Here is a 21795-nt window from a genome sequence, read left to right on the forward strand (position 1 = left end):
CGGCGACCACCCCGGATGGTCCAGTTATTGCAGCTTGGCAGTACCACTCCCAAAAAGGTCTGACCCAATGCAGAAACTGATCCGAGCCGCCATCGCCGCAGGCGCGCCTCTCCTGACGACCGCCGCCATGGCAGCCCCTGTGTCGCTGGGCACCATCGAACACCTCTATGGCAGCAGCGCGAACCACCAGGCGGCGAGCGTCATGAGCGTGTTCCACCCCGGGGGCAACTGCGACACGCTCAATGCCGGCTCGATCACGGTCAAGGCAACGGCTTCGAACACCTGCAACCGGTTTGCGGACGTCTTCGATTTCTCCGGCATCAACTTCGACACCATCGACCACTTCAAGGTGACCCTCGATTTTTCGGGCGCCAAGGACCAGAAAGGCGGCTTTCTGAACCTGTTCACCGAAAGCTGGAGCGTCCGCGGCGGCTTCGACTACGTCACCTCCGGCATCGTCTTCGGCACCCTCGATGCGAACGGGCTGCAGACCATCACGTTCAACAACACCCGGTCGAATTTCGGCGACATCCTCAGCAAGGAGAACTTCGTGCTGTCCTTCAGCACCGACCAAGGTTCGGCGATGCGGTTCAACCTGGCCTCGGCGAAGATCGAGATTTTCGGCACCCCCACCGTCGCTGCAGAGCTGCCCGAACCCGCCTCCGCGGCGCTGGTCGGTCTGTCCCTGCTTGCCTTGGGCGGTGTCCGGCGCGCGCAGAAGAAGCACGGAAGCTGATCTCCGCCCCGCAGCACGCCTGGAAGCCCCGCTTGTCGGGGCTCTTTTCTTTGACAACGACTGATCCCGGCACAGGGGGTCATGCGCATCAACGGGCGCGAAGCCCAGCCTCCGCCCTTGACCGTGACGGCCGCTCAGCGGTAGCGCTGCATCAGCCGGGCCAATTCACCGCGCTCGACCACGGCGCGCAACGCGAGCCGCAGGCGCTCTGCCGGCAGCACAGTCTTGCCGCCCAGCAGGCAATGCGTCACCGTCGAGCTCACCACCTGCCGGACCCGCAAGACCTCGGAAGGCGGGCGGTCCCGGTTGTATCGAGCCAGCACAAGCCGGTCCACGATGGCCGCGTCTGTGCGGCCACGTGCCAGCTTGTCCAGCAAAGCCTGCTGGGTTCCGGCGTCCTCGCGCACCAGATGCCCTGAATCAAACAGCGGCCCCAGCTCCGGGTAGCGGTAGCCCAGCACCGTGCCCACACGCAGGCCACGCTGGGCTGCAAGGTCCAGCGGCCCGGCCGACCCCTGGGGGCCAGACGCCAGCACGTCCTCCAACACCAGCATCGGCGGCCCGATGCGTTTGGCGGACAAGGACTGAGCCATCCACTTGGGGCTCATCATGCACATCAGGTCGGCATCGCCAGCCTGCAGCGCAGGCTGGGTGCGCTTAGGTGGGAGCATCAGGTACTCGGACCGCGCGCCGGCCGCCTGCGCCACTGCCTCCATGAGATCGAAAGCCAGGCCACCAACGGGCCGGCCGTCCCGCGTCTCCAGATAGGGCGGCGCCCAGTCCTCGCCGACGATGAAGTGCAGCACCGGCCGCCCACCCACTGCATCGGCCGCCGAAACAGCCGGCGCGAAGCCGAGCGCGCCAAAGATCGCCAGCTGCGCGCTCCACCTCCAGCCGGCCCGACAATCCGGATACTTCACCATCGACCCAGTGTAGGGAGACCGGCTGCCCCCAGCCCGGCAAAACTTCCCGAGACCGCCTAGCATTTCCCGAAGCAGCACCGAGATCCTGATCAGCATGGAATCACAGTTGTTCGACTACACGCAGCAGGACGCCTCCGGCACCTGCTCCACCGCTCACGCGTGGGCCAAGGTTCCGGCGCCGTTGACAGCGCCCGAGCGCAGCGCGCTGGCCGAGCGCGCCAAGACGCTGCTGCGCAAGCACAACGCCGTCCTTGTCGCCCACTACTACGTGGACGGCGCGCTGCAGGACCTGGCGCTGGAGACTGGCGGCATCGTGTCCGATTCGCTGGAGATGGCCCGCTTCGGCCGCGACCACGCCGCGCAGACGCTGGTCGTCGCCGGCGTGCGCTTCATGGGCGAGACGGCCAAGATCCTCAGCCCCGAGAAGCGCGTGCTGATGCCCGACCTCGACGCGACCTGCTCATTGGACCTCGGTTGCCCCGCCGACGATTTCGAGGCCTTCTGCAACGCCCACCCCGATCGTCAGGTCGTCGTCTACGCCAACACCAGCGCCGCCGTGAAGGCGCGCGCCGACTGGATGGTGACCAGTTCCTGCGCGCTGGAGATCGTGGCCGACCTGCACGCCAGGGGCCAGAAGATCCTCTGGGCGCCCGACCGCCACCTGGGCCGCTACATCCAGGAGCAGACCGGCGCCGACATGCTGATGTGGAACGGCGCCTGCATCGTGCACGACGAGTTCAAGGGGCTGGAGCTGGAGCTGCTGCGCAAGGAGCACCCGGGCGCGCGGATCCTGGTGCACCCAGAATCACCCAAGAGCGTCGTCGAGCAGGCCGACGTCGTTGGCTCCACATCGGCGCTGATCAAGGCCGTCGTCGAAGGCAGTGCGCCCGCCTATATCGTCGCGACCGACAACGGCATCCTGCACCGCATGCGCCAGTTGGCGCCGGGCAAGACGCTCATCGAGGCGCCGACGGCAGGCAACAGCGCGACGTGCAAGAGCTGCGCTCACTGTCCCTGGATGGCCATGAACGGCCTGGCCAACCTGGTGGACTGCCTGGAAGGTGGCCAGCCGGAGATCCATGTCGCCGAACCCATCCGCGTGAAGGCCCAGGGCTGCATCACGCGCATGCTGGATTTCGTCGCTGCGAGAAAGAAGCCCGCAACTGAGCCTGCGACGGGGCTGGTTCCCGGTATCGGGGCTGCCTGATGAGGCTATAAATCCGGCATCCCTTCAGGAAAGCCGCCATGCACGCCGACTTCAGCTCCCTCTACAACCACCACGAGCGCGAGGTCTTCGCGGCGGTCCTGGATGCGTCCAAGGACTTTCCCGACATTGCGGCCAGCAACGACCTGTTGTGCGACGTGGCCTGCGTCGCGCTGAACCGGCTGCCACCGCGCTACATCCGCCACGCCGTGGACTTCAGCTTCTACCTGACCCAGCACGAGCGCGCGGAGATCGACACTGCCATCCTGGAGGCCGTTGGGTACGCTTTCAACTTCGTGCAGGCCAGGACGACACTGAGGGCGCGTAAGTAAATCGGCTCATGCCCGTCGCCTTGCATGGCGGCGACGCTTCGTCATGCGTCGGACAGGCCCCGGGGCCTGCTCTTGGTCCCGACTCAGCGCCGCCGCCGCTCGCTGATCAGTACCGTCGGAAAGCTCACCGGCAGCGTCTGCGGATAGTCGCGGCTGTAGTGCAGGCCGCGGCTTTCGTGGCGCATTAGTGCCGAGCGCACGATGAGCTCGGCGCAATCCACCAGGTTGCGCAGCTCCAGCAGGTCGCGCGTGACACGGAAGTTGGCGTAGTAGTCATCGATCTCGCTCCTCAGCAGCGCGATGCGATGCAGGGCCCGCTCCAGCCGCTTGGTGGTGCGAACGATGCCGACATAGTTCCACATCAGCAGGCGCAGCTCGTCCCAGTTGTGTGCGATGACGACCTGCTCGTCGGCGTTTTCAACCTGGCTCTCGTCCCAGGCGGGCAGCGGCGCCGCCTCCTGCACCGCCTGATCCAAGATGTCGGCCGCGCAGGTCTGGCCCAGCACCACACATTCCAGCAGCGAGTTGCTGGCCAGGCGGTTGGCGCCGTGCAGGCCGGTGTAGCCGGTCTCGCCAACGGCATACAGACCCGGCAGGTCGCAACGGCCCGATAGGTCCGTCACCGCGCCGCCGCACGTGAAGTGCACAGCCGGCACGACGGGGATGGGCTGCCTCGCGATGTCGATGCCCAGTTTCAGGCAGCGGGCATGGATGGTCGGGAAATGCTCGATGAGGAAGGCCTCGCCCAGATGCGTGGCATCCAGCCATACATGGTCCAAGCCGTGCTTCTTCATCTCGAAGTCGATGGCCCGGGCGACGATGTCGCGCGGAGCGAGCTCCATGCGCTCGTCGTGGGCAGCCATGAAGCGCGTACCGTCAGGCAATTTGAGATGCCCGCCCTCGCCACGCAGCGCCTCGGTGATGAGGAAGCTGCGCTCCTGCGGGTGATAAAGGCAGGTCGGATGAAACTGGATGAACTCCATATTCGCGACCCTGCAGCCAGCCCGCCAGGCCATCGCAATGCCGTCGCCCGTGGACGTATCAGGGTTGGTCGTATAGCGGTAGACCTTGCCCGCGCCACCAGTGGCCAGCACCACGGCCCGCGCGGCCAGCGTCTCGACGCGCTGGGCATCGATGTCCAGCGCATAGACGCCATAGACGCGCGGCACTCCCTTGTCGACGTCCTCGCGCTGCACATGGCGCGAGGTGATCAGGTCAAGCGCCATCCAGCGCTCGCGCAGCGTGATGTTCGGATGCCTACGGGCGACCGCCAGCAACTGGTCATGGATGGCCTTGCCAGTGGCATCGGCCGCGTGGGCGATGCGCCGCACCGCGTGGCCACCCTCGCGCGTCAGATGCAGGCCCATGGGGCCGCTGTCATCGGGCGTGAACGGCACACCCTGCTCCACCAGCCAGCCCACTGCGGCGGCGCTGCGCTCCGCGATGAAGCGGGCTGCCGCCTCGTCGACGAGGCCGGCACCGGCGTCCTGGGTGTCTCGCACATGGCTTTCGATGGAGTCATCGCTGCCCAGCACACCCACGATGCCACCCTGGGCCCATGCCGTCGCGGCCTCGGTCAGTTCGCGCTTGGCGAGGATGACGACGGGCACGCTGTCCGCCAGGTGCAGGGCCACGGTGAGACCGGCCAGGCCGGCGCCGATGATGACGACGGGGGCGTCTTGGGGAGCAGCTGTCATGGCGGTGCATTGTCCCGCAGGGGCGCCATCCGCCCGACGTCGTGAGGATTGCCAAAGTGTGCAGCCTGTCTACGTGGATGCTTGGCCTATGCTGCGCGCGCCGTATACAAGAACCCAACGGCATGGGAGGACTCTTGGAAACTTGGAAACGTTGCTCGGGCGCCATCCTCAGCCTTCTGCTGGGCACCTGCATTGCACGGGCCGCCCCACCACCAGCAGAGGCCTTCTTCAAGGATCCGGCCATCGTCGAGGCGGTACTTTCGCCCTCCGGTCGCAAGCTGGCCGTGCGCAGCTCGTTCGGCGGCAGCCGCATCGGCCTCGGCGTGTTCGACCTCGAGCCTGGCGGCAAGGCGACGCGCGCCGCCCAGTTCTCGGACGTCGATGTTTCGCACGCCTATTGGGTCAACGACGACCGCCTTGTTTTCAGCGTCACGGACCTGTCCGAAGGCAGTGGCCGCCCCAATGGCGCACCGGGCCTGTTCGCAATCAACCCCGACGGCAGCAAGCTGCGCCAGCTGGTACGGCGCCAGGGACGACCCTTCGTCACCAACGGCAACGCCCGCGACGAGCGATTGCTGGACTGGAACCACCGCCTGCTTAGCGTGCCGAGGCCGCAGCCGGGCGCAGTCAACGAGGAAGTGCTGATGGTCGAGTTCACGCCTGACGAGCGCCGCCTGGAAAGGCCGCTGTGGCTGAACACGCGTACCGGCCGCACGCGATCGACCGGCGTGGACGTTCCGGCCGACACAGTGGGCTGGTTTGCCGACGGTCGCGGCGAGCTCCGCGTCGCCATGACCCGGCGTGACGGCCGCAGAAGTGCACTTTGGCGAGCCCCGGGTCGGCAGGACTGGCAACTGCTGTACGAAAGCGACCTGCTCAATGCGCCCTTCGGCATCAACGCCGTGGACGATGCCGGCCAGCTCTATGTGACGCGCGCGCAGGGGCCGGAGGGCGAGACCGTGCTGAGCCTGTACGACTTCGAGGCCCGCGCGCCGTCCAAGAAGGCGCTGGTCGTCGCACCGGGCTTCGATTTCAACGGCCGCGTGCTCAACGACGCCGAGGGCTCCGCCCTGGGCGTTCGTGTCGTCGCCGACGGCGAGACCACAGTCTGGCAGAACGCCGCCATGAAAGCGCTTCAGCAACAGGCAGACGAACGGCTGCCGGGTCGCATCAACAGCATCAGTTGCCGGCGCTGTGCCCAGCCCGACATGGTGGCGCTGGTCCGCTCGTACGGTGACAGCGACCCTGGCCAGTTCTGGCTCTACCAAGCCAAGCCGCCCGATGGCGAAGCGGCCTGGCGGGCCGTCGGCCGTGCACGCAACGAGATCAAGCCGGCCGAGATGGCGAAGATGGAGTTGCACCGCATCAAGGCCCGTGACGGTCGCGACCTGCCCGTCTGGATCACTCGCAACCCCGCCGCCACAGGGCCGCTGCCCGCCGTCGTCCTCGTGCACGGTGGTCCCTGGGTGCGCGGCAATGTCTGGGGCTGGCATGCCACCGCGCAGTTCCTGGCCTCGCGCGGCTACGCCGTCGTCGAGCCGGAGTTCCGCGGCAGTGCCGGCTACGGCCGCGCACACTTTCGCGCCGGCTTCAGGCAGTTCGGCCAAGCCATGCAGGACGACGTCGCCGATGCATTGCGCTGGGCGCAGAGCCAGCGCATCGCCAGCGACAAGGCCTGCATAGCAGGCGCCAGCTACGGCGGCTACAGCACGCTGATGGGCCTGATCAAGGATCCCGAGCTCTACCGCTGCGGCGTCGCCTGGGTGGCCGTCACCGATCTGGATCTGTACGTGGCCGGCTCATGGTGGGTGCGCGACGACATCCCTGACTGGGGCCGGCAGTTCCAGCTCCGCGACATGGTGGGTGATCCGGAGAAGGACGCAGCCATGATCGCCGCCAACTCGCCCGTCAAGCAGGCCGCCCGCATCAAGGCGCCCGTGCTGCTGGCCTTCGGCGAGGCCGACCTGCGCGTACCGTTGGCCCACGGCGAGCGCATGCGCAAGGCCTTGCGCGAGGCGGGCAACGAGCCCGTCTGGGTCAGCTACCCGGGTGAGGGCCATGGCTTCGCCGTCGTGAAGAACCGTGTGGACTTTGCCGAGCGAATGGAGGCCTTCCTGGCCAAGCATCTTCAGCCCTGAACGCCGTTGCCATGGCGCCGCCATTCCGGCGGTTTCCACAAATGGGCAAGCCGCATGGCCCAGGTGCTCTCCCGAGCCATGTCGCGGAACATGGCCCGCCACTCATGCGCGTTCAGCCAGAACAGGTTATGAGTGGGAAAGGGATGCTCCAGCCCGTAGTCCACCGGTTCCTCCTCCGGCACGAAGCTGCCGAACAGCCGGTCGAAGACGATGAGCATGCCGCCGAAGTTCTTGTCGATGTACTGCGGATTGCGGCCGTGGTGGGCGCGATGGTGCGAGGGTGTGTTGAAGATGTACTCGAACCATGCCGGCATCTTGTCGACCCAGGTGGTGTGCACGAAGAACTGGTAGCCAAGGTTGAGCGACAGCGCGAACAGTACCCAGCGCGGCTCAAAGCCCAGCCAAACAGCCGGCAGGTAGAACAGCCAGTTGCCGGCGATGGGGTAGAACCAACTCTGGCGCAGTGCCGTGCCGAAGTTCATCTTCTCCGAGCCGTGGTGTACGACGTGCGCGCACCAGAACCAGCGGATGCGGTGGCTGGCGCGGTGAAAGCCGTAATAGAGGAACTCGACCAGCAGGAACAGGCCCACGAAGCGCCAGGGCGTCACGTCGATGGTGAACAGCCGGTGGTCGTAGACCCAGCCCATGGCCGGCAGCACCAGCACCACGAGCAGCACCAGGTCGGCCACCAAGTAGCTGCCGCCGCTGTTCAGGCTGTCGAAGGTGTCGCGGAAGTCGAACACGCCGGTGCGCCGGAATCGCCATGCCTCCATGGCAATGAAGACGGCGAACAGGGGTGACAGCATGACCAGCGTCAGGTCGCGCCAGTCGCCGTGGCGGTGATAGAGGTCGAGCAGCCAGTCCATGCCCGGATGATGCGACTTCGGCGCCGCGCCGGCCCTCCGGCCAACCCCAGGGTTTTCTACAGATTGCACCGGCGCTGGGGTGATCCCGCAGGATCTGTTCGGCGGGCCTGCCGCATGATGCACCTCCCATGCATGACGCTGCGCCCGTGATCACTGCCGCCCCAGGCGCCGTCGTCATTGACGGCGTCCCCGCCCATGGCCGTCACGCCGGCCGCATAGACCGTATCGACTGGAGTGTCCTGAGCGGACGCCGCTCCTGGCTATGGCGCCGGCTGCACCACAAGCGCTGGCACTACGTGGGTCTGGGCAACGAAAAGGTCTTCATCGGCGTTGCCATCGTTGACGTCGGCTGGCTCTGCACAGCCTTCGCCTACCTCTTCGACCGCCACCGGCGCACCCTGCTGGCCGACTGGAGCCAGGACGGCCTGCCCGGCCTGCAGGCTGGCGTGTCGGACGCACCGCTGGCTGGTGCGCGGGCCTGGTTCCGCGGTCCGCGCGCAAGGCTCTCGCTGCGCCATGTGGTCGGCGACCGGCTGCGGTTGGAGGTCGCCACGCAGGCCCTGCGCCTGGAGGCCGAGCTGGAACTGGCCGCCATGGCCCCTCCGCTGCTTGCCATCGGCCCCATCGCCGGTGGGCTGGCCCATGCGACACAGAAGACCACCGCCCTGCCCGTGCGTGGTTGGGCCGATGCAGGCACCGGACGCTTCGACCTCGACGACGCCTGGGCCGCGGTGGACGCCTCCAACGGCCTGCTCGCACGCGACACCGCCTGGCGCTGGGCCAGCGCCCATCGACCCGACATCGGCTTCAACCTGCAGCAGGGCTATCTTGGCGGCCAGGAGAACCTGCTGTGGATGGACGGCCATCCTGTCGCGCTGGGTGCCGCCCGCTTCGAGTTCGACGCCGCGCGGCCGCTGGCCCCCTGGCGCGTGAGCACTGACGACGGGCTGCTGGACCTCGTCTTCACGCCCGAGGGCGCGCGAGCGGCTGACAAGAACTACGGCTTCGCGGCCAGCCGCTACGTTCAGCCCATCGGCACTTTCGCGGGGACGCTGCGTTGCACCCCGCACGCCGAGCCGCGAAGCGTGAAAGATCTGCTCGGCGTGACGGAAGACCATCGCTCGCTGTGGTGATCCGCGCCTAAAGTGGCCGGCCCTCCGTCCTCACCCAAGTGCGACACGACCTGAGCAATCCCAGCCTTCTCGCCGGCGGCATCGCGCTAACGCTGGCGGCCCTCGTGGGCATTGAACTCCTGCCCGCGCGCACCATGGATCTGGCCGCACCCGGCGCGGCCAACGGCCCGTACCTGGTCACCGCGAACGGTCGACAGGACAGCAGCACAGTGCGATGGCTGGATGCCGGGCGGCTGCGCCTGCTCTGCAACTACCCCTCGCCACAGCCCTACATGGGATGCGGCCTGACCTTCGTGCTGACGGACAAGGATCCCACTCGGGGGCGCGACCTGAGCCTCTTCGACACCATCGAGCTCGATCTGGACTATCAAGGTCCCGCGCCCTTCGTGCGCCTGGCCATCCGCAACTTCGACCCCCGCTTTGCCAAGCTTGAGGACGCCAACAGCGCACGCTTCCACTCGGTCAACCTGAGGCCGCGTGATATCGACAGGCCGGTGATGGTGGACCTGAGCGAGCTCACCGTGCCCGAATGGTGGATTCACCAGTACGACCTGGCACGGGAGTACAACCGGCCGAGCCTGGAGAACGCGAACTCGCTATCCATCGACCTGCCCTTCCTCCAGCCCGGACAAACGCACGAGATGCAACTGCGCCGCCTGGTGCTGAAAGGGCAGTGGATCGGCCGCGACCGCGTCTACCTTGGCATCCTGTGCGGCTGGCTGCTGGGCGCCAGCTTTGTCGTACTGCGCGGCTGGGGCCAACTGCGCCAGAGCAACAACCGCCAGCAGCGCGAGATCGACGCACTGACGGTGCGCACGCGCCAGTTGCGCATTGAGCAGGAACAGCTGCGCCGCCTTGCCACCATCGACGAGCTGACCGGCGTGCTGAACCGTCGCGGCCTGGAACAGGCGCTGGACGACCTCGAGGAGGCCGCCTGCGGCATGACCCTGGTGCTGTTGGACGTTGACCACTTCAAACGCGTCAACGACCGCCATGGTCACGACTGCGGCGACGAAGTGCTCAAGCGCGTCGCGGCAGTCGTTGCGGCCAACCTGCGCGGCAGCGACGTGTTTGGCCGTTGGGGCGGCGAGGAGTTCCTGATCGCGTGCCAGGGCACGCGCGTGCGCGACGCCGCTCGTCTGGCCGAGAAGATGCGCGAGCGCGTGCGACAGAGCGAAATCGGCCTTGCCGGCGGCGTCCGCATCGCCGTGACGGCCAGTTTCGGCGTGGCGCTGGCGCCGCCTGGCGGCTCGGCGGCGGATGCCCTCAAGCGCGCCGACGCAGCCCTCTACCGCGCCAAGGAAGCAGGCCGCAACCGCGTCGAGACGGACCGCACGTTGCAAAGCGACTCACCGACCACCGTTTGAGTGCGTCCGGCGGCGAGCACGGCTTCGTGGACAACTGAACGAAGTGGACTACGCACGACGCGTCGAGGCCTTCCTGGCCAAGCACCTGCCGACTCACTGACCGCAGCGCGGGCCGCCACGCCCGCCCGGCCCGTCAGTGCACCACCCGCCCGAACGAGAACTCGCCGCCCTCGACGTTCACCGGAATCACGTCCTTGGGACCGAACCGGCCTTCCAGGATGAGCTTGGACAACGGGTTCTCCACGCGCTGCTGGATGGCACGCTTCAGCGGCCGGGCGCCGAAGACCGGGTCGAAGCCGACCTTGGCCAACTCGTCCAGCGCCGCGTCGGACACGTCCAACTTCATCTCCAGCTTGTCCAGGCGTGCCTCGAGCTGGCGCAGCTGGATCCTGGCGATGGACTTGATGTGTCCGGCGCCGAGGGCGTGGAAGATGACGGTCTCGTCGATGCGGTTCAGGAACTCGGGCCGGAAGTGGCTCTTGACCTCGCCCCACACCGCGTCACGGATGACCTCGTCCTTCTCGCCGGACAGCGCCATGATGTGCTGGGACCCGAGGTTGGACGTCATCACGATGACGGTGTTCTTGAAGTCCACGGTACGGCCCTGGCCGTCCGTGAGACGTCCATCGTCCAGCACCTGCAGCAGCACGTTGAACACGTCCGGGTGCGCCTTCTCGACCTCGTCCAGCAACAGCACCGAATAGGGCTTGCGCCGCACGGCTTCCGTCAGCGTGCCGCCCTCCTCGTAGCCCACGTAGCCCGGCGGCGCGCCGATCAGACGCGAGACGGAGTGCTTCTCCATGAACTCGCTCATGTCGATGCGAACCATGTGGTCTTCGCTGTCGAACAGGAAGCCTGCAAGCGCCTTGCACAGCTCGGTCTTGCCGACACCCGTGGGGCCGAGGAACAGGAAGCTGCCCAGCGGCCGGTTGGGATCGGACAGGCCAGCGCGCGAACGGCGGATGGCGTCGGACACGGCCTGGATGGCCTCGTCCTGGCCGATGACGCGTTCATGCAGCTTGGCTTCCATCTGCAGCAGCTTCTCGCGCTCACCCTGCATTAACTTGGACACCGGGATGCCCGTGGCGCGCGCGACGACCTCGGCGATCTCCTCCGCGCCCACCAGCGTACGAAGCAGCTGAGGCTTGTTGGAGCCAGCCTTACCGGCCTCCTTGGCCTGGGCCTCCTTGAGCTGCTTCTCCAGCTCGGGCAGACGGCCGTACTGCAACTCGGCGACCTTGTTGAAGTCCCCCTTGCGCTTGAGCTCCTCGATCTGCTGACGGCTGCGGTCGATCTCTTCCTTCACATGGGCCGAGCCCTGGGCCTGCGCCTTCTCGGCGGTCCAGATCTCCTCGAGGTCTTCGTACTCGCGCTGCAGCTTCTGCAGTTCGTCCTCGATCAGCGTGAAGCGCTTTTGCGAGCCCTCGTCCTTCTCCTTGCGCACGGCCTCGCGCTCGATCTTCAGCTGGATCATGCGGCGGTCGAGACGATCCATCGCCTCGGGCTTGGAGTCGATCTCGATCTTGATCTTTGCGGCAGCCTCGTCGATAAGGTCGATGGCCTTGTCGGGCAGGAAGCGGTCGGTGATGTAGCGATGGCTCAGTTCGGCCGCGGCGACGATGGCCGGGTCGGTGATCTCCACGCCATGGTGAACCTCGTACTTTTCCTGCAGTCCGCGCAGGATTGCGATAGTCGCCTCCACGCTGGGCTCGTCGACCAGCACCTTCTGGAATCGGCGCTCCAGCGCGGCATCCTTTTCGACGTACTTGCGGTACTCGTCCAGCGTCGTCGCGCCGATGCAGTGCAGCTCGCCACGCGCTAGCGCGGGCTTGAGCATATTGCCGGCGTCGATGGCACCCTCGGCCTTGCCTGCCCCGACCATGGTGTGGATCTCGTCGATGAACAGGATGGTCTGGCCCTCGTCCTGGGCCACCTCCTTGAGCACTCCCTTGAGGCGCTCCTCGAAGTCGCCGCGGTACTTGGCGCCGGCCAGCAGCAAGGCCATGTCCAGCACCAGCACGCGCTTGTTGCGCAGGGAGTCCGGCACCTCGCCGTTGACGATGCGCTGGGCCAGGCCCTCGACGATGGCCGTCTTGCCCACGCCCGGCTCGCCGATCAGCACTGGGTTGTTCTTGCTGCGGCGCTGCAACACCTGGATGGCACGACGGATTTCCTCGTCGCGGCCGATGACCGGGTCCAGCTTGCCCTGGCGGGCGCGCTCGGTCAGGTCCAGCGTGTACTTCTTCAGCGCCTCGCGCTGGCCCTCGGCCTCGGCGTTGTCCACGGTCTGGCCGCCGCGCACCGCCTCGATGGCAGCCTCCAGCGCCTTGCGCGTCAGGCCGTGGCCTCGCACGACGCCGGCCAGGTCGGTCTTGGCATCGGCCAACGCCAGCAGGAACATCTCGCTGGCGATGAACTGGTCGCCACGCTTGTTGGCCTCCTTCTCGGCAGCCTGCAGCAGCGCGACGAGATCGCGGCCGGCCTGCACCGTCTGGCCTGCACCGCTGACCTGGGGAAGGCCGGCCATCAGGCCGTCCAGCGCGGTCAGCAGGGACTTGGCCTTGACGCCGGCGCGCTCCAGCAGCGCTCGCGGACCCTCGTCCTGGGCCAGCATGGCAGCCAGCACGTGGACGGGCTCGATGTAGGGGTTGTCGCGGGCCAGGGCCAGGCTCTGGGCCTCGCCCAGGGCCTCCTGGAAGCGGGTGGTGAACTTGTCGGCACGCATGGGGTGATTCCTCCGGTTGCGAAGCCAAGTGGGCGCCCGGTGGCGCTTTTCAAGTTGTCCTAGATCAACGCCTGCACGAGTTTCATGCCCACCCAGGCGGCCAGCAGCGATCCCGCCACATGGGCCAGCGTGTGGGCCAGCGCCATGCCCAGCTGGCCATGCTTGAGCAGCGCAAGCGACTCCCCGGAAAACGCCGAGAACGTCGTCAGGCCGCCCAGGAAACCGGTCACCAGCAGCAGCTTCAGCAACTCGTTGGGCTGGCGGCCGAACCATTCCATCGCCACGCCGATCAGCAGGCCGCCAACGAGATTGACCAGCAGCGTTCCGAGCGGGAAACCCACCCAGCGCGCGTTGAACATGACGCCGGCTTGCCAGCGCGCCAGCGCCCCCAGCGCGGCCCCCACCCCAACGGCCAGGGCGTTCAAGAGGCGTTCCCCGCGGCGATACCCCAGCGCGCCAGCGCCTCGTCGTCCGCCACCCGGGCATCCACCCAGTGCGCACCGTCCGGCGTGTGCTCCTTCTTCCAGAACGGCGCCTGGGTCTTCAGGTAGTCCATCAGAAATTCGCAGGCCTGGAAGGCCTGCCCCCGGTGCGCGCTGGTGACCAGCACCGCCACGATCTGGTCGCGCGCCTGCAGCAGGCCAACGCGGTGGATGACGCGGGCAGCACGAATGTCGAAACGGTTGAAGGCCTCATCCACCATCGCCTCGATGGCCGCCTCGGTCATGCCCGGGTAGTGCTCCAGCTCCATCGCCGACACGGCAGCGCCGCTACCGTGCTCGCGCACCGTGCCGACAAAGGCCACGGCGGCACCCACGCCGCCATCCGCAGCACGCAGTGCGGTCATTTCTGCGCCGACGTCGAAGTCCCCGGGCTGGATGCAAACTCTGCTCATGTCACGGATTCTCACCTTGGGTCGCGGTGAGATTCACCTGTTTGAGCATCGAAGTGAGCCCGCGCCGCCCGATACTTGCAGTCATTTCTCTCACCCAGCCAGGAATTGACATGGCCCTGATGGATTTCATCAAGAAACAGTTCATAGACGTCATCCAGTGGACGGAAGACAGCGACGGCACGCTGTCCTACCGCTTTCCGATGGCCGGCATGGAAATCCAGAACGGCGGCCAGTTGGTGGTGCGCGAATCCCAGGTCGCCGTGTTCGTCAATGAAGGCCAGGTCGCCGATGTTTTTGGCCCCGGCACCCATAAGCTGACGACGCAGACGCTGCCGGTCCTGACCTACCTGAAGAACTGGGACAAGCTCTTCGAGTCGCCTTTCAAGAGCGACGTCTACTTTTTCAGCACCCGCCAGCAGATCGACCAGCGCTGGGGCACCAGCCAGCCGATCTCCATCCGCGACAAGGACTTCGGCGCCGTACGCCTGCGTGCTTTCGGCAACTACGCCTATCGCATCCAGGACCCCAAGACCTTCCACAGCCAGATCTCCGGCACCCGCGAGCGCTACACCGTGCAGGATCTCGAAGGTCAGTTGCGCGGCCTGATGCTGCAGCACATCAGTGACGCCGTGGCCGGCAGTGGCACGCCGTTCCTGGACCTGGCGGCCAACCAGATCGAGTTCGCCGCCGCGCTGAAGAACGCCACTGCGACCTCTTTCGCCGCACTGGGCCTGGAGCTGCTGTCGGTGACGATGCAGAACGTCTCCCTGCCCGAGGAGCTGCAGAAGATCCTCGACCAGCGCATCGGCATGGGCATCATCGGACAGAACATGGGCCAGTTCATGCAGTACCAGGCCGCCCAGGCCCTGCCCGAGATGGCCAAGGGCGCCGCCGGTGGCGGCAGCGGCATAGCGGGCGAGGCCATCGGCCTGGGCGCTGGCGTGGCCCTGGGCCAGACGCTGGCCCAGACGCTGGGCCAGGGCCTGGCCGGCGTCGGCACCGCAGCACCCGCGCCGACGGCCAGCAAGCCCGACGACATCGTTGCCCTGCTGGAAAAGCTCGGTGACCTCAAGGCCAAGGGCATCCTGACCGACGAGGAATTCGCCGCCAAAAAAGCGGACCTCCTGAAGAAGCTTGGCTGAACAGGCCCAGCGCCGCTGGCGCGCTTCGTGCCCTAACTGCGGCGCGCCGGTCGAGTTCGCCAGCGCGGCATCAAGCAGCGCCGTGTGCGGCTTTTGCCGTAGCACGCTGCTGCGTGACGGCGAGACCCTGAGTCGCATCGGCCAAAGCGCCGAAATCTTCGAAGACTACTCGCCGCTGCAGCTGGGGACCACAGGCCGCTGGATGGGCAGCGGCTTTGCCGTCGTCGGCCGCGTCCAGCGCGGCTCCGAGCTGGGCAACTGGAACGAGTGGCACCTGCTTTTCGAGGCTGGCGAACAGCAACGCGTGGGTTGGCTCAGCGAGGACAACGGCCAGTTCGTGCTCAGCCTGGAGGCGCCGCTCGCCGAGACACCGCCGCAGGACCCGCAGCCCGGGCTGCCGCTGACGCTGGCGGGCCAGCGCTGGCAGGTGGCAGCCGTCGTGCAGGCCGCGGTGAGAGCGGCCGAGGGCGAGCTGCCCCGCCTGCCACAGCCTGGCCGGGTCGTCGAGCTTCGCAACGCCCAGGACGAGGTCGGCACGCTGGAATACGGCGCGGACGGGCCACCGGCCTGGTCGGTCGGCCGCGGCGTTCAGCTCGCGGACCTGGCCCTGCAGGGCCTGCGCACGACGGTCGAGGGCGAGTCCATCTCCGAAGCGAAGTTCAAGGGCCGATCCATCGCCTGCCCCAGCTGCGGCGCGCCATTGCAGCCCAAGCTCAGCGAGACCAAGAGCATGGTCTGCGCCCAGTGCCAGGCCGTCGTCGACCTGCCGGAGGGCGACGCCAAGGCGCTGGGCTTCACGGCCCAGAGTCCGGGCCTGCCGCCGCTGATCCCGCTGGGCCGCACCGGCACACTGACAGTGGCCGGCGACAAGCCCGAGTCCTGGCAGGTGGTCGGCTACCAGGAGCGGTGCGACCTCCCCGAGGACGGCGACGACGAGCAGAGCTTCTGGCGCGAGTACCTGCTCTACAACCGGCTGGCGGGCTTCGCATTCTTGGTCGACACGAGCGAGGGCTGGAGCCTGGTGCGCACGTTGACCGGAGCCCCCACCTCCGGCCGCGACACCGGGGTCACCTGGCAGGACCGCGCCTACACGCAGCGCTGGGTCTACCAGGCCAAGACGACGCGCGTGCTGGGCGAGTTCTACTGGCCCGTGCGGCTGGAAGACCGCGTGCGCATCGCCGACTACGTCACCCGCGACGGCCAGTACCTGCTGAGCCGCGAGCAGCAAGGCCCAGAGATCACCTGGAGCGGCGGCCGTCCCATACCGGCCGATACGGTGCAAAAGGCCTTCGGCCTGGTGGCTCCGGCGGCGCTGTTCGGCCGCGACGCCTCGGCCTTCAAGAACAGTGGCGGCACGCTGCTGCGCAACATCGTCATCGGCCTCTTCCTCATCGTGCTGCTGTTCGCGCTGCTGCGCGCCTGCTCCAGCGACGACTGTGAGGGGTACAAGAACAGCTTCGGCGAGAACAGCAACGAATACCGCCAGTGCCGCGCCAACGCCCGCGGCAGCGGCGCCTACATCGGCAACAGCGGCGGCAGCTACGGCGGCTACAGCAGCGGCGGCGGCGGCCACAAGTAAGAAGGAGCGATCAACATGACCCTCGACTGGCTCAGGCCCGAAATCGTCCTCGGCTCGATGATGTACGCCGTCATCGGCGTCGTCATCTTCTGGGTGTCGTTCATCATCGTGGACAAGATCACCCCCTACAAGCTGTGGGAGGAGATCGTCGAGCACAAGAACGTGGCGCTGGCCATCGTCGTCGGTGCGATGTGCCTGTCCATCGGCCACATCGTCGCGGCAGCCATCCATGGCTGAGGCGGCCACGACGCCAGGCGCCCCGTGAGCGCCCACAATTTCGCTGCACTGACGGGTAATGCCCACGAAGACTGGACGCTGTTCGCCGTGTGCTTTCACGACAAGCCCGACACCGGCGAGCTGCGCCGCCTGCTGCTGCAGGCCCATCTCGAATGGGTGGCCGCCCACGAGGGCCTGCTGCGCGCAGCAGGCTCGCTGCGCGAGTCGCCCGAGGCGACACCGGTCGGCGGGCTGTGGGTCGTACGCGCGCCCGACAGGGCCGCGGTCGAGGCGCTGATCGCCACAGACCCCTTCACGACCGGCGGCTTGCGCGAGCGCTGGGACATCTTCTACTGGAGCAAGGCCCTGCCCCAGCCGATGTCCTTCTAGACTGCCCGCCATCCCACTTCGTCCGCACGCCATGCCTCTGCCGGCACCCACCCGCCGTCTCGTCCTGCAAACCCTGCTCTGCGCCAGCGCTGCGCCGGCCCTGGCCGCCGATGCCAAGCCCGAAGTCGCCATCGTGCTGGCCAGGCTGGAGGTCACCACGGGCCAGGTGAGCGCGGTCACCCGCATCACGCACGCCAAGGGTGCCAGCTTCCAGCCGTCCTTCACACGCGACGGCGGTGCGGTGCTCTACGCCTCTGACCGCAGCGGATCCAGCAACATTTATCGCTACAACATCGCCAACGGCGAGACCACGGCGCTGACGAACACGCCGCACAACCTCTACTCTCCCACGCCACTGCCCGACGGCAGTGGCTTCTCCGCCATTCGCGTTGTCGACGCCGACCCGAACTACGGCATCGAGAGCAAGCAGCCTTCGCTGTGGCGCTTCGGCTGGGACGGCCAGGCCATCGCCCCTGTGGTGCCCGTGATGCGGGTCGGCTACCACGCTTGGCTCGACGAGCAGCGCCTGGCACTCTTCATCGTCGACGACGTGGCGCAGCGCAACGCCCACAAGGCCGTGCTGTTCAACCGTGCCACCGGCACGGCCACACCGCTGTCAGCCAGGCCCGGCCGCTCGCTGGGGCGCACGCCTGACGGCAGGCGCGCCAGCTTCGTCGACCAGACGGATCCCGCACATTGGCGCATCTGCGCGATGGGCGAAGACGATGCCGCACCGCAGGTGCTGGTGGAAACGCCCGTTGGTCCCGAAGGCGAGAAGGATCCCAACCGCAGTCAGTACTTCGCCTGGCTGCCCGATGGTTCGCTGCTGATGGCACGTGGCCAGTTGCTGCTGCGCTGGGACGGCCAGGCGGGCGGCGGCTTTCAGCCCCTTGCCGAGCTGGCGGGCCTTGGAGGATCCATCCGCAACATCACCGCCAGCCCTGACGGCAAACGCCTGGCCTTCTCGGTGCTGCTCGCCGCGGCCCAACCGTGAGCGAGAAGGCCCGTACGCGCGCCTCGCTGGCCGAGCTGCTGCTGCTCGCAAGCGTCTTCGTCATCGCCGCCTGTGGTCTGGTCTACGAGCTGGCCGCAGGCGCGCTCGCGAGCTACCTGCTCGGCGACTCGGTGCTGCAGTTCTCCACCGTCATCGGCGTGTACCTGTTCGCGATGGGACTAGGGTCCTGGCTGTCGCGCTTCGTCGAGCGGCAGATCGTGGGTGTGTTCCTGCAAGTGGAGCTGCTGGTGGGCGTCGTGGGCGGCCTGATGCCCGCGGCGCTGTTCGCCGTGCACAGCCTGCTACCGCCGGGCGAGGCCGCGCCGTTCCGAGTGCTGCTCTACGCGCTGGTGCTGCTGGTCGGCACGCTGGTGGGACTGGAGATCCCGCTGGTGATGCGCATCCTCAAGCGCCACTTCAGCGCCCGCTACGGCCTCAAGGACCTGGTCTCCCAGGTGCTGACCTTCGACTACCTCGGTGCCCTGCTCGTTGCGCTGGCATTTCCTCTCGTGCTGGTGCCGCAGCTGGGCCTGGTGCGCACCGGCGTCGCCTTCGGCCTGCTGAACGTCGCTGTGGCGATCTGGGCGCTGTGGATCTTCCGCGCCGAGCTGCGCGCCAAGCCCGCCCACATCGCCGCCTGCGTACTGTCGGCGGCGCTGTTGCTCGCAGCCCTGGCCGGAGCCGACCGGCTGACGACCTGGGCCGAGGACCGTTTCTATGGGGAGCAGATCGTCTTCAAGCAGAGCAGCGCCTACCAGCGCATCGTCGTCACCGACGGCCATGCCGGTACGAGGCTGTTCCTGAATGGCAACCTGCAGTTCCACTCCAGGGACGAATACCGTTACCACGAGGCGCTGGTACAGCCGGCGATGGCGGCGCACGGCGCGCCCAAACGCGTACTGGTGCTGGGTGGCGGCGACGGCATGGCCGTGCGCGAGGTCCTGAAGTACCCCAGCGTCGAGCAGGTCACCCTCGTCGAGCTGGACCCGCTGATGACGACGCTGTTCCGCGACAACGCCAGGCTGTCGGCGCTGAATGGGCATTCGCTGTCATCGCCAAAGCTGAGCATCGTCAATGCCGACGCCTTCGGCTGGCTGGAGCGGCAGCGCGAGACCTTCGACGTCATCGTCATCGACTTCCCCGATCCGTCCAACTTCGCACTGGGCAAGCTCTACACGGCCAGCTTCTACGAGCTGGTGGACCAGCACCTCGCCGCGTCCGGCTACGCGGTCGTGCAGACCACGTCCCCGTTGATCGCGCGGCGCAGCTTCTGGACAGTCGTCACGACCATCGAGGCCGCCGGGCTGACCGCGACGCCCTACCACGCCCATGTACCGTCCTTCGGCGAATGGGGCTTTGTGCTCGCGTCGCGACGACCCTTCAGGCTGCCCACGGAATTCCCCCCTGGCCTGCGCTTCATCAGCCCCGGCAGCCTGCCGGCCCTGCTCGATTTCCCGCCCGACATGGCCCGCGTGCCGACCGAGGTAAACCGGCTGTCCAATCAGGTGCTGGTGCAGGAGTTCGAGGCCGAGTGGGGCCGGGTGCACTGATGCTGAAGCGGCGCGAGCTGCTGCTGGCCGGGCTGGCCAGCGCCGGCTGCACCCCCGATGCTCCTTCGCTCCAGGGCGGCTGGGTCGGCACGCATCCGGAACGCGGCCATCGACTTCGCGGCGCGCTCCCGGCGGCCGGTGGGCCAGCGAGGAAGGCCAGCGTCATCATCGTCGGTGCCGGCATCGCCGGTCTGGCCTGCGCCAGGGAGCTGGTGCGCCGCGGCGTCGACGACATCGCCCTGCTGGACCTCGAGGACCAGGCCGGCGGCAACAGCCGCAGCCACCGGTTGGACGGCTCGCCCTGCCCGCTGGGCGCCCACTACCTGCCGCTGCCCGGCGACGAGGCGCGGGAGGTCAGCGAGCTGCTGCACGAGCTGGGCCTGGCCCGCTCCCGCCTCGGCCGCACCGAATGGAACGATCGCCAGCTCTGCCACAGCCCGCAGGAACGCCTCTTCATTGACGGTGAATGGCATGAGAGCCTGCTGCCGCCCGCCGATGACGCCGCGACGCGTGAGCAGTACCGCCGCTTCGCCGACCTCGTCGCGCAGGCCCAGCGCGAGGCTGGCTTTGCGATGCCCACGCGGCGCGCGCCCTGGACTGCAGCCCACGCCGCGCTGGACGCCCAGACCTTCGCCGCCTGGCTGGACCGTGCAGGCCTGGACAGCGCGCGACTGCGCTGGTACCTGGACTACTGCTGCCGCGACGATTTCGGCGCCGACGCGAGCGGCGTCTCGGCCTGGGCCGGACTGCACTACTTTGCCAGCCGCCACGGTTTCCACGCGCCGGGCGACGAGACGGCCGAGCGCGAGCCGGTGCTGACATGGGCCGAAGGCAATGGCTGGCTCAGCGCACGCATGGCCGAGCCACTGCGCGAACGCATCCACCTGGGCCGCAGCGTGCTGCGCGTGACGGAAGGCCGGCACGGCGTCGATCTGCAGGCCTGGAACGAGGCCACCGGTGCGCCGGAGCGCTGGCAGGCCCGTGCGGTCGTGCTGGCCGTGCCGATCTTCATCGCCGCCCGCCTGCTGGCGCCAGCTCCCGATGCGCTTCGCATCGCGGCCGGCCGGCTGAGCTACGCGCCCTGGCTGACGGCCAACCTGCTGCTGCGCGAGCCGCTGCTGACACGTCCCGGCGCCCCACCGGCCTGGGACAACGTCCGCTACGGCACTACGGCGCTGGGCTATGTCGACGCCCGCCACCAGTCGCTGGACCCGACGCCACGCCCGCCGCTGCTGACGGCCTATCTGGCGCTGCCCACCACCCAGCGATCCAGCCTGCTCAGCCAGCCCTGGCAGCACTGGGTCCGCGTCGTCGGCGACGAGCTGGCGCAGATCCACCCCGATCTTCCGGCCAAGCTGGTGCGTGCCGACCTGTGCCGATTCGGCCACGCGATGAGCATCCCGACGCCGGGGCTGCGCAGCTCCGAGGCGCTGGCCGCACTGGGCAGGGCCCGGGGCCGTGTCGTCTTCGCGCATGCCGATCTGGCCAGCTACTCGGTGTTCGAGGAAGCCTACACGGCCGGCGTCGCGGCCGCGACGCTGCTCAGCCTCTGAGCAGCTGCTGCAGGTTCGACTCGGCCGGCGCAAAGAGATCGACCAGGGTGGCCATCAACCGCTCGGCCTTGGCGCTGTTGTCGCCACCGTAGTTGCAGACATAGACGTCCAGCGTCACCGCACCCAGCTCGGGCCAGGTATGTACGGCCAGGTGGGACTCGGCAAGCAGCACGACGCCGGTAATGCCGCCCTGTCCATCCGCTGGGCCGAAGCGGTGCATCAGCTCCGCCACGCCCTGCAGCCCCGCCGCGGCAACGGCCTCGCGGCACGCGCTGCCCAGGGCGTCCGCTTCCGTCATGAGGGCCTGCGCGGGATCAACCCCGCGCAGATCGGCGGTCAGGTGGAGGCCGCGCAA

Annotated in this window: 20 protein-coding genes; 13 read left to right on the forward strand and 7 right to left on the reverse strand. The window is 67.8% G+C overall.

The window, feature by feature from the left end; all coding sequences use genetic code 11:
- Nucleotides 1–67 precede the first annotated feature (67 nt).
- Nucleotides 68–736 (forward strand): hypothetical protein, encoded by a 669-nt coding sequence (locus QM732_RS13875; protein ID WP_415656714.1) that lies wholly within the window; start codon nucleotides 68–70, stop codon nucleotides 734–736.
- Between the two features lie 134 nt (nucleotides 737–870).
- Here the strand turns inward: QM732_RS13875 and QM732_RS13880 are convergent, their stop codons facing one another.
- Nucleotides 871–1659 (reverse strand): substrate-binding periplasmic protein, encoded by a 789-nt coding sequence (locus QM732_RS13880; RefSeq protein WP_415656715.1) that lies wholly within the window; start codon nucleotides 1657–1659, stop codon nucleotides 871–873.
- A 94-nt stretch (nucleotides 1660–1753) separates the two neighbouring features.
- Between QM732_RS13880 and nadA the strand changes: the two genes are divergently transcribed.
- Together nadA and QM732_RS13890 are read left to right on the forward strand one after the other, a co-directional pair.
- A complete protein-coding gene (nadA, locus tag QM732_RS13885) occupies nucleotides 1754–2866 on the forward strand; it encodes a quinolinate synthase NadA (RefSeq protein ID WP_415656716.1) in 1113 nt (370 codons plus the stop codon).
- A 38-nt stretch (nucleotides 2867–2904) separates the two neighbouring features.
- On the forward strand, nucleotides 2905–3195 hold the full coding sequence (locus QM732_RS13890) for a late competence development ComFB family protein (protein ID WP_415656717.1): 291 nt from the start codon (nucleotides 2905–2907) through the stop codon (nucleotides 3193–3195).
- A gap of 83 nt (nucleotides 3196–3278) precedes the next feature.
- Here QM732_RS13890 and nadB read toward each other — a convergent pair whose 3' ends face one another.
- A complete protein-coding gene (nadB, locus tag QM732_RS13895) occupies nucleotides 3279–4892 on the reverse strand; it encodes an L-aspartate oxidase (RefSeq protein ID WP_415656718.1) in 1614 nt (537 codons plus the stop codon).
- Between the two features lie 134 nt (nucleotides 4893–5026).
- On the opposite strand from nadB, the gene QM732_RS13900 reads away from it, so the two are divergent.
- Nucleotides 5027–7030 (forward strand): alpha/beta fold hydrolase, encoded by a 2004-nt coding sequence (locus QM732_RS13900; protein WP_415656719.1) that lies wholly within the window; start codon nucleotides 5027–5029, stop codon nucleotides 7028–7030.
- On the opposite strand, the gene QM732_RS13905 is transcribed toward QM732_RS13900, so the two are convergent.
- The gene (locus QM732_RS13905; protein WP_415656720.1) at nucleotides 7021–7896 is read right to left on the reverse strand and encodes a sterol desaturase family protein; all 876 of its coding nucleotides are present in this window, start codon (nucleotides 7894–7896) and stop codon (nucleotides 7021–7023) included. The genes QM732_RS13900 and QM732_RS13905 overlap by 10 nt on opposite strands.
- Before the next feature lie 146 nt (nucleotides 7897–8042).
- Here QM732_RS13905 and QM732_RS13910 point away from each other — a divergent pair, with 146 nt between their 5' ends.
- Both QM732_RS13910 and QM732_RS13915 read left to right on the forward strand, forming a co-directional pair.
- The gene (locus tag QM732_RS13910; protein WP_415656721.1) at nucleotides 8043–9029 is read left to right on the forward strand and encodes a DUF2804 domain-containing protein; all 987 of its coding nucleotides are present in this window, start codon (nucleotides 8043–8045) and stop codon (nucleotides 9027–9029) included.
- Nucleotides 9030–9067: 38 nt separating this feature from the next.
- Entirely contained in the window at nucleotides 9068–10396 is a 1329-nt protein-coding gene (locus QM732_RS13915; protein ID WP_415656722.1) for a GGDEF domain-containing protein, read from the forward strand.
- 133 nt (nucleotides 10397–10529) lie between these two features.
- Here QM732_RS13915 and clpB read toward each other — a convergent pair whose 3' ends face one another.
- From clpB to QM732_RS13930, 3 genes are read right to left on the reverse strand one after another with little or no spacing between them, the layout of a single operon-like run.
- Complete coding sequence (clpB, locus tag QM732_RS13920) at nucleotides 10530–13121, reverse strand: ATP-dependent chaperone ClpB (protein ID WP_415656723.1); 2592 nt, start codon at nucleotides 13119–13121, stop codon at nucleotides 10530–10532.
- Nucleotides 13122–13180: 59 nt separating this feature from the next.
- A complete protein-coding gene (crcB, locus tag QM732_RS13925) occupies nucleotides 13181–13546 on the reverse strand; it encodes a fluoride efflux transporter CrcB (protein ID WP_415656724.1) in 366 nt (121 codons plus the stop codon).
- Nucleotides 13543–14016: a molybdenum cofactor biosynthesis protein MoaE gene (locus QM732_RS13930; protein ID WP_415656725.1), complete on the reverse strand. Its 474-nt coding sequence runs from the start codon at nucleotides 14014–14016 to the stop codon at nucleotides 13543–13545. Before QM732_RS13930 ends, crcB begins: the two co-directional genes overlap by 4 nt.
- 110 nt (nucleotides 14017–14126) lie before the next feature.
- Between QM732_RS13930 and QM732_RS13935 the strand changes: the two genes are divergently transcribed.
- Genes QM732_RS13935 through QM732_RS13965 form a run of 7 tightly spaced genes read left to right on the forward strand, consistent with a single transcriptional unit; the run spans nucleotide 14127 to nucleotide 21440 of the window.
- Nucleotides 14127–15158, forward strand: coding sequence for an SPFH domain-containing protein (locus tag QM732_RS13935; RefSeq protein ID WP_415656726.1), 1032 nt, complete (start codon nucleotides 14127–14129; stop codon nucleotides 15156–15158).
- Nucleotides 15151–16737, forward strand: a complete 1587-nt coding sequence (locus QM732_RS13940) for a DUF4178 domain-containing protein (protein ID WP_415656727.1) — start codon at nucleotides 15151–15153, stop codon at nucleotides 16735–16737. Before QM732_RS13935 ends, QM732_RS13940 begins: the two co-directional genes overlap by 8 nt.
- 15 nt (nucleotides 16738–16752) lie before the next feature.
- On the forward strand, nucleotides 16753–16974 hold the full coding sequence (locus tag QM732_RS13945) for a DUF350 domain-containing protein (RefSeq protein ID WP_415656728.1): 222 nt from the start codon (nucleotides 16753–16755) through the stop codon (nucleotides 16972–16974).
- Nucleotides 16975–16998: 24 nt separating this feature from the next.
- Nucleotides 16999–17343, forward strand: a complete 345-nt coding sequence (locus QM732_RS13950; RefSeq protein ID WP_415656729.1) for a YciI family protein — start codon at nucleotides 16999–17001, stop codon at nucleotides 17341–17343.
- A 31-nt stretch (nucleotides 17344–17374) separates the two neighbouring features.
- Nucleotides 17375–18337 (forward strand): TolB family protein, encoded by a 963-nt coding sequence (locus QM732_RS13955; RefSeq protein ID WP_415656730.1) that lies wholly within the window; start codon nucleotides 17375–17377, stop codon nucleotides 18335–18337.
- The gene (locus tag QM732_RS13960; RefSeq protein WP_415656731.1) at nucleotides 18334–19887 is read left to right on the forward strand and encodes a polyamine aminopropyltransferase; all 1554 of its coding nucleotides are present in this window, start codon (nucleotides 18334–18336) and stop codon (nucleotides 19885–19887) included. The genes QM732_RS13955 and QM732_RS13960 overlap by 4 nt, the downstream gene beginning before the upstream one ends.
- Nucleotides 19887–21440 carry a flavin monoamine oxidase family protein gene (locus tag QM732_RS13965; RefSeq protein WP_415656732.1) on the forward strand — a complete coding sequence of 518 codons (1554 nt, stop codon included), beginning with the start codon at nucleotides 19887–19889 and terminating at the stop codon, nucleotides 21438–21440. The genes QM732_RS13960 and QM732_RS13965 overlap by 1 nt, the downstream gene beginning before the upstream one ends.
- Here QM732_RS13965 and speD read toward each other — a convergent pair.
- Nucleotides 21430–21795, reverse strand: a complete 366-nt coding sequence (gene speD, locus QM732_RS13970; RefSeq protein WP_415656733.1) for an adenosylmethionine decarboxylase — start codon at nucleotides 21793–21795, stop codon at nucleotides 21430–21432. The genes QM732_RS13965 and speD overlap by 11 nt on opposite strands.

Source organism: Roseateles sp. (genome assembly GCF_047654805.1).
Taxonomy (GTDB): Bacteria; Pseudomonadota; Gammaproteobacteria; order Burkholderiales; family Burkholderiaceae_C; genus Pelomonas.

What these genes read in the sequence shown, in the direction of transcription:
- clpB (WP_415656723.1), bottom strand. Translation starts at nt 13,121, where the DNA reads ATGCGTGCCGACAAGTTCACCACCCGCTTCCAGGAGGCCCTGGGCGAG.
- QM732_RS13905 (WP_415656720.1), bottom strand. Translation starts at nt 7,896, where the DNA reads ATGGACTGGCTGCTCGACCTCTATCACCGCCACGGCGACTGGCGCGAC.
- QM732_RS13890 (WP_415656717.1), top strand. Translation starts at nt 2,905, where the DNA reads ATGCACGCCGACTTCAGCTCCCTCTACAACCACCACGAGCGCGAGGTC.
- QM732_RS13965 (WP_415656732.1), top strand. Translation starts at nt 19,887, where the DNA reads ATGCTGAAGCGGCGCGAGCTGCTGCTGGCCGGGCTGGCCAGCGCCGGC.
- nadB (WP_415656718.1), bottom strand. Translation starts at nt 4,892, where the DNA reads ATGACAGCTGCTCCCCAAGACGCCCCCGTCGTCATCATCGGCGCCGGC.
- nadA (WP_415656716.1), top strand. Translation starts at nt 1,754, where the DNA reads ATGGAATCACAGTTGTTCGACTACACGCAGCAGGACGCCTCCGGCACC.
- QM732_RS13955 (WP_415656730.1), top strand. Translation starts at nt 17,375, where the DNA reads ATGCCTCTGCCGGCACCCACCCGCCGTCTCGTCCTGCAAACCCTGCTC.
- QM732_RS13945 (WP_415656728.1), top strand. Translation starts at nt 16,753, where the DNA reads ATGACCCTCGACTGGCTCAGGCCCGAAATCGTCCTCGGCTCGATGATG.
- QM732_RS13930 (WP_415656725.1), bottom strand. Translation starts at nt 14,016, where the DNA reads ATGAGCAGAGTTTGCATCCAGCCCGGGGACTTCGACGTCGGCGCAGAA.
- QM732_RS13935 (WP_415656726.1), top strand. Translation starts at nt 14,127, where the DNA reads ATGGCCCTGATGGATTTCATCAAGAAACAGTTCATAGACGTCATCCAG.
- QM732_RS13875 (WP_415656714.1), top strand. Translation starts at nt 68, where the DNA reads ATGCAGAAACTGATCCGAGCCGCCATCGCCGCAGGCGCGCCTCTCCTG.
- QM732_RS13880 (WP_415656715.1), bottom strand. Translation starts at nt 1,659, where the DNA reads ATGGTGAAGTATCCGGATTGTCGGGCCGGCTGGAGGTGGAGCGCGCAG.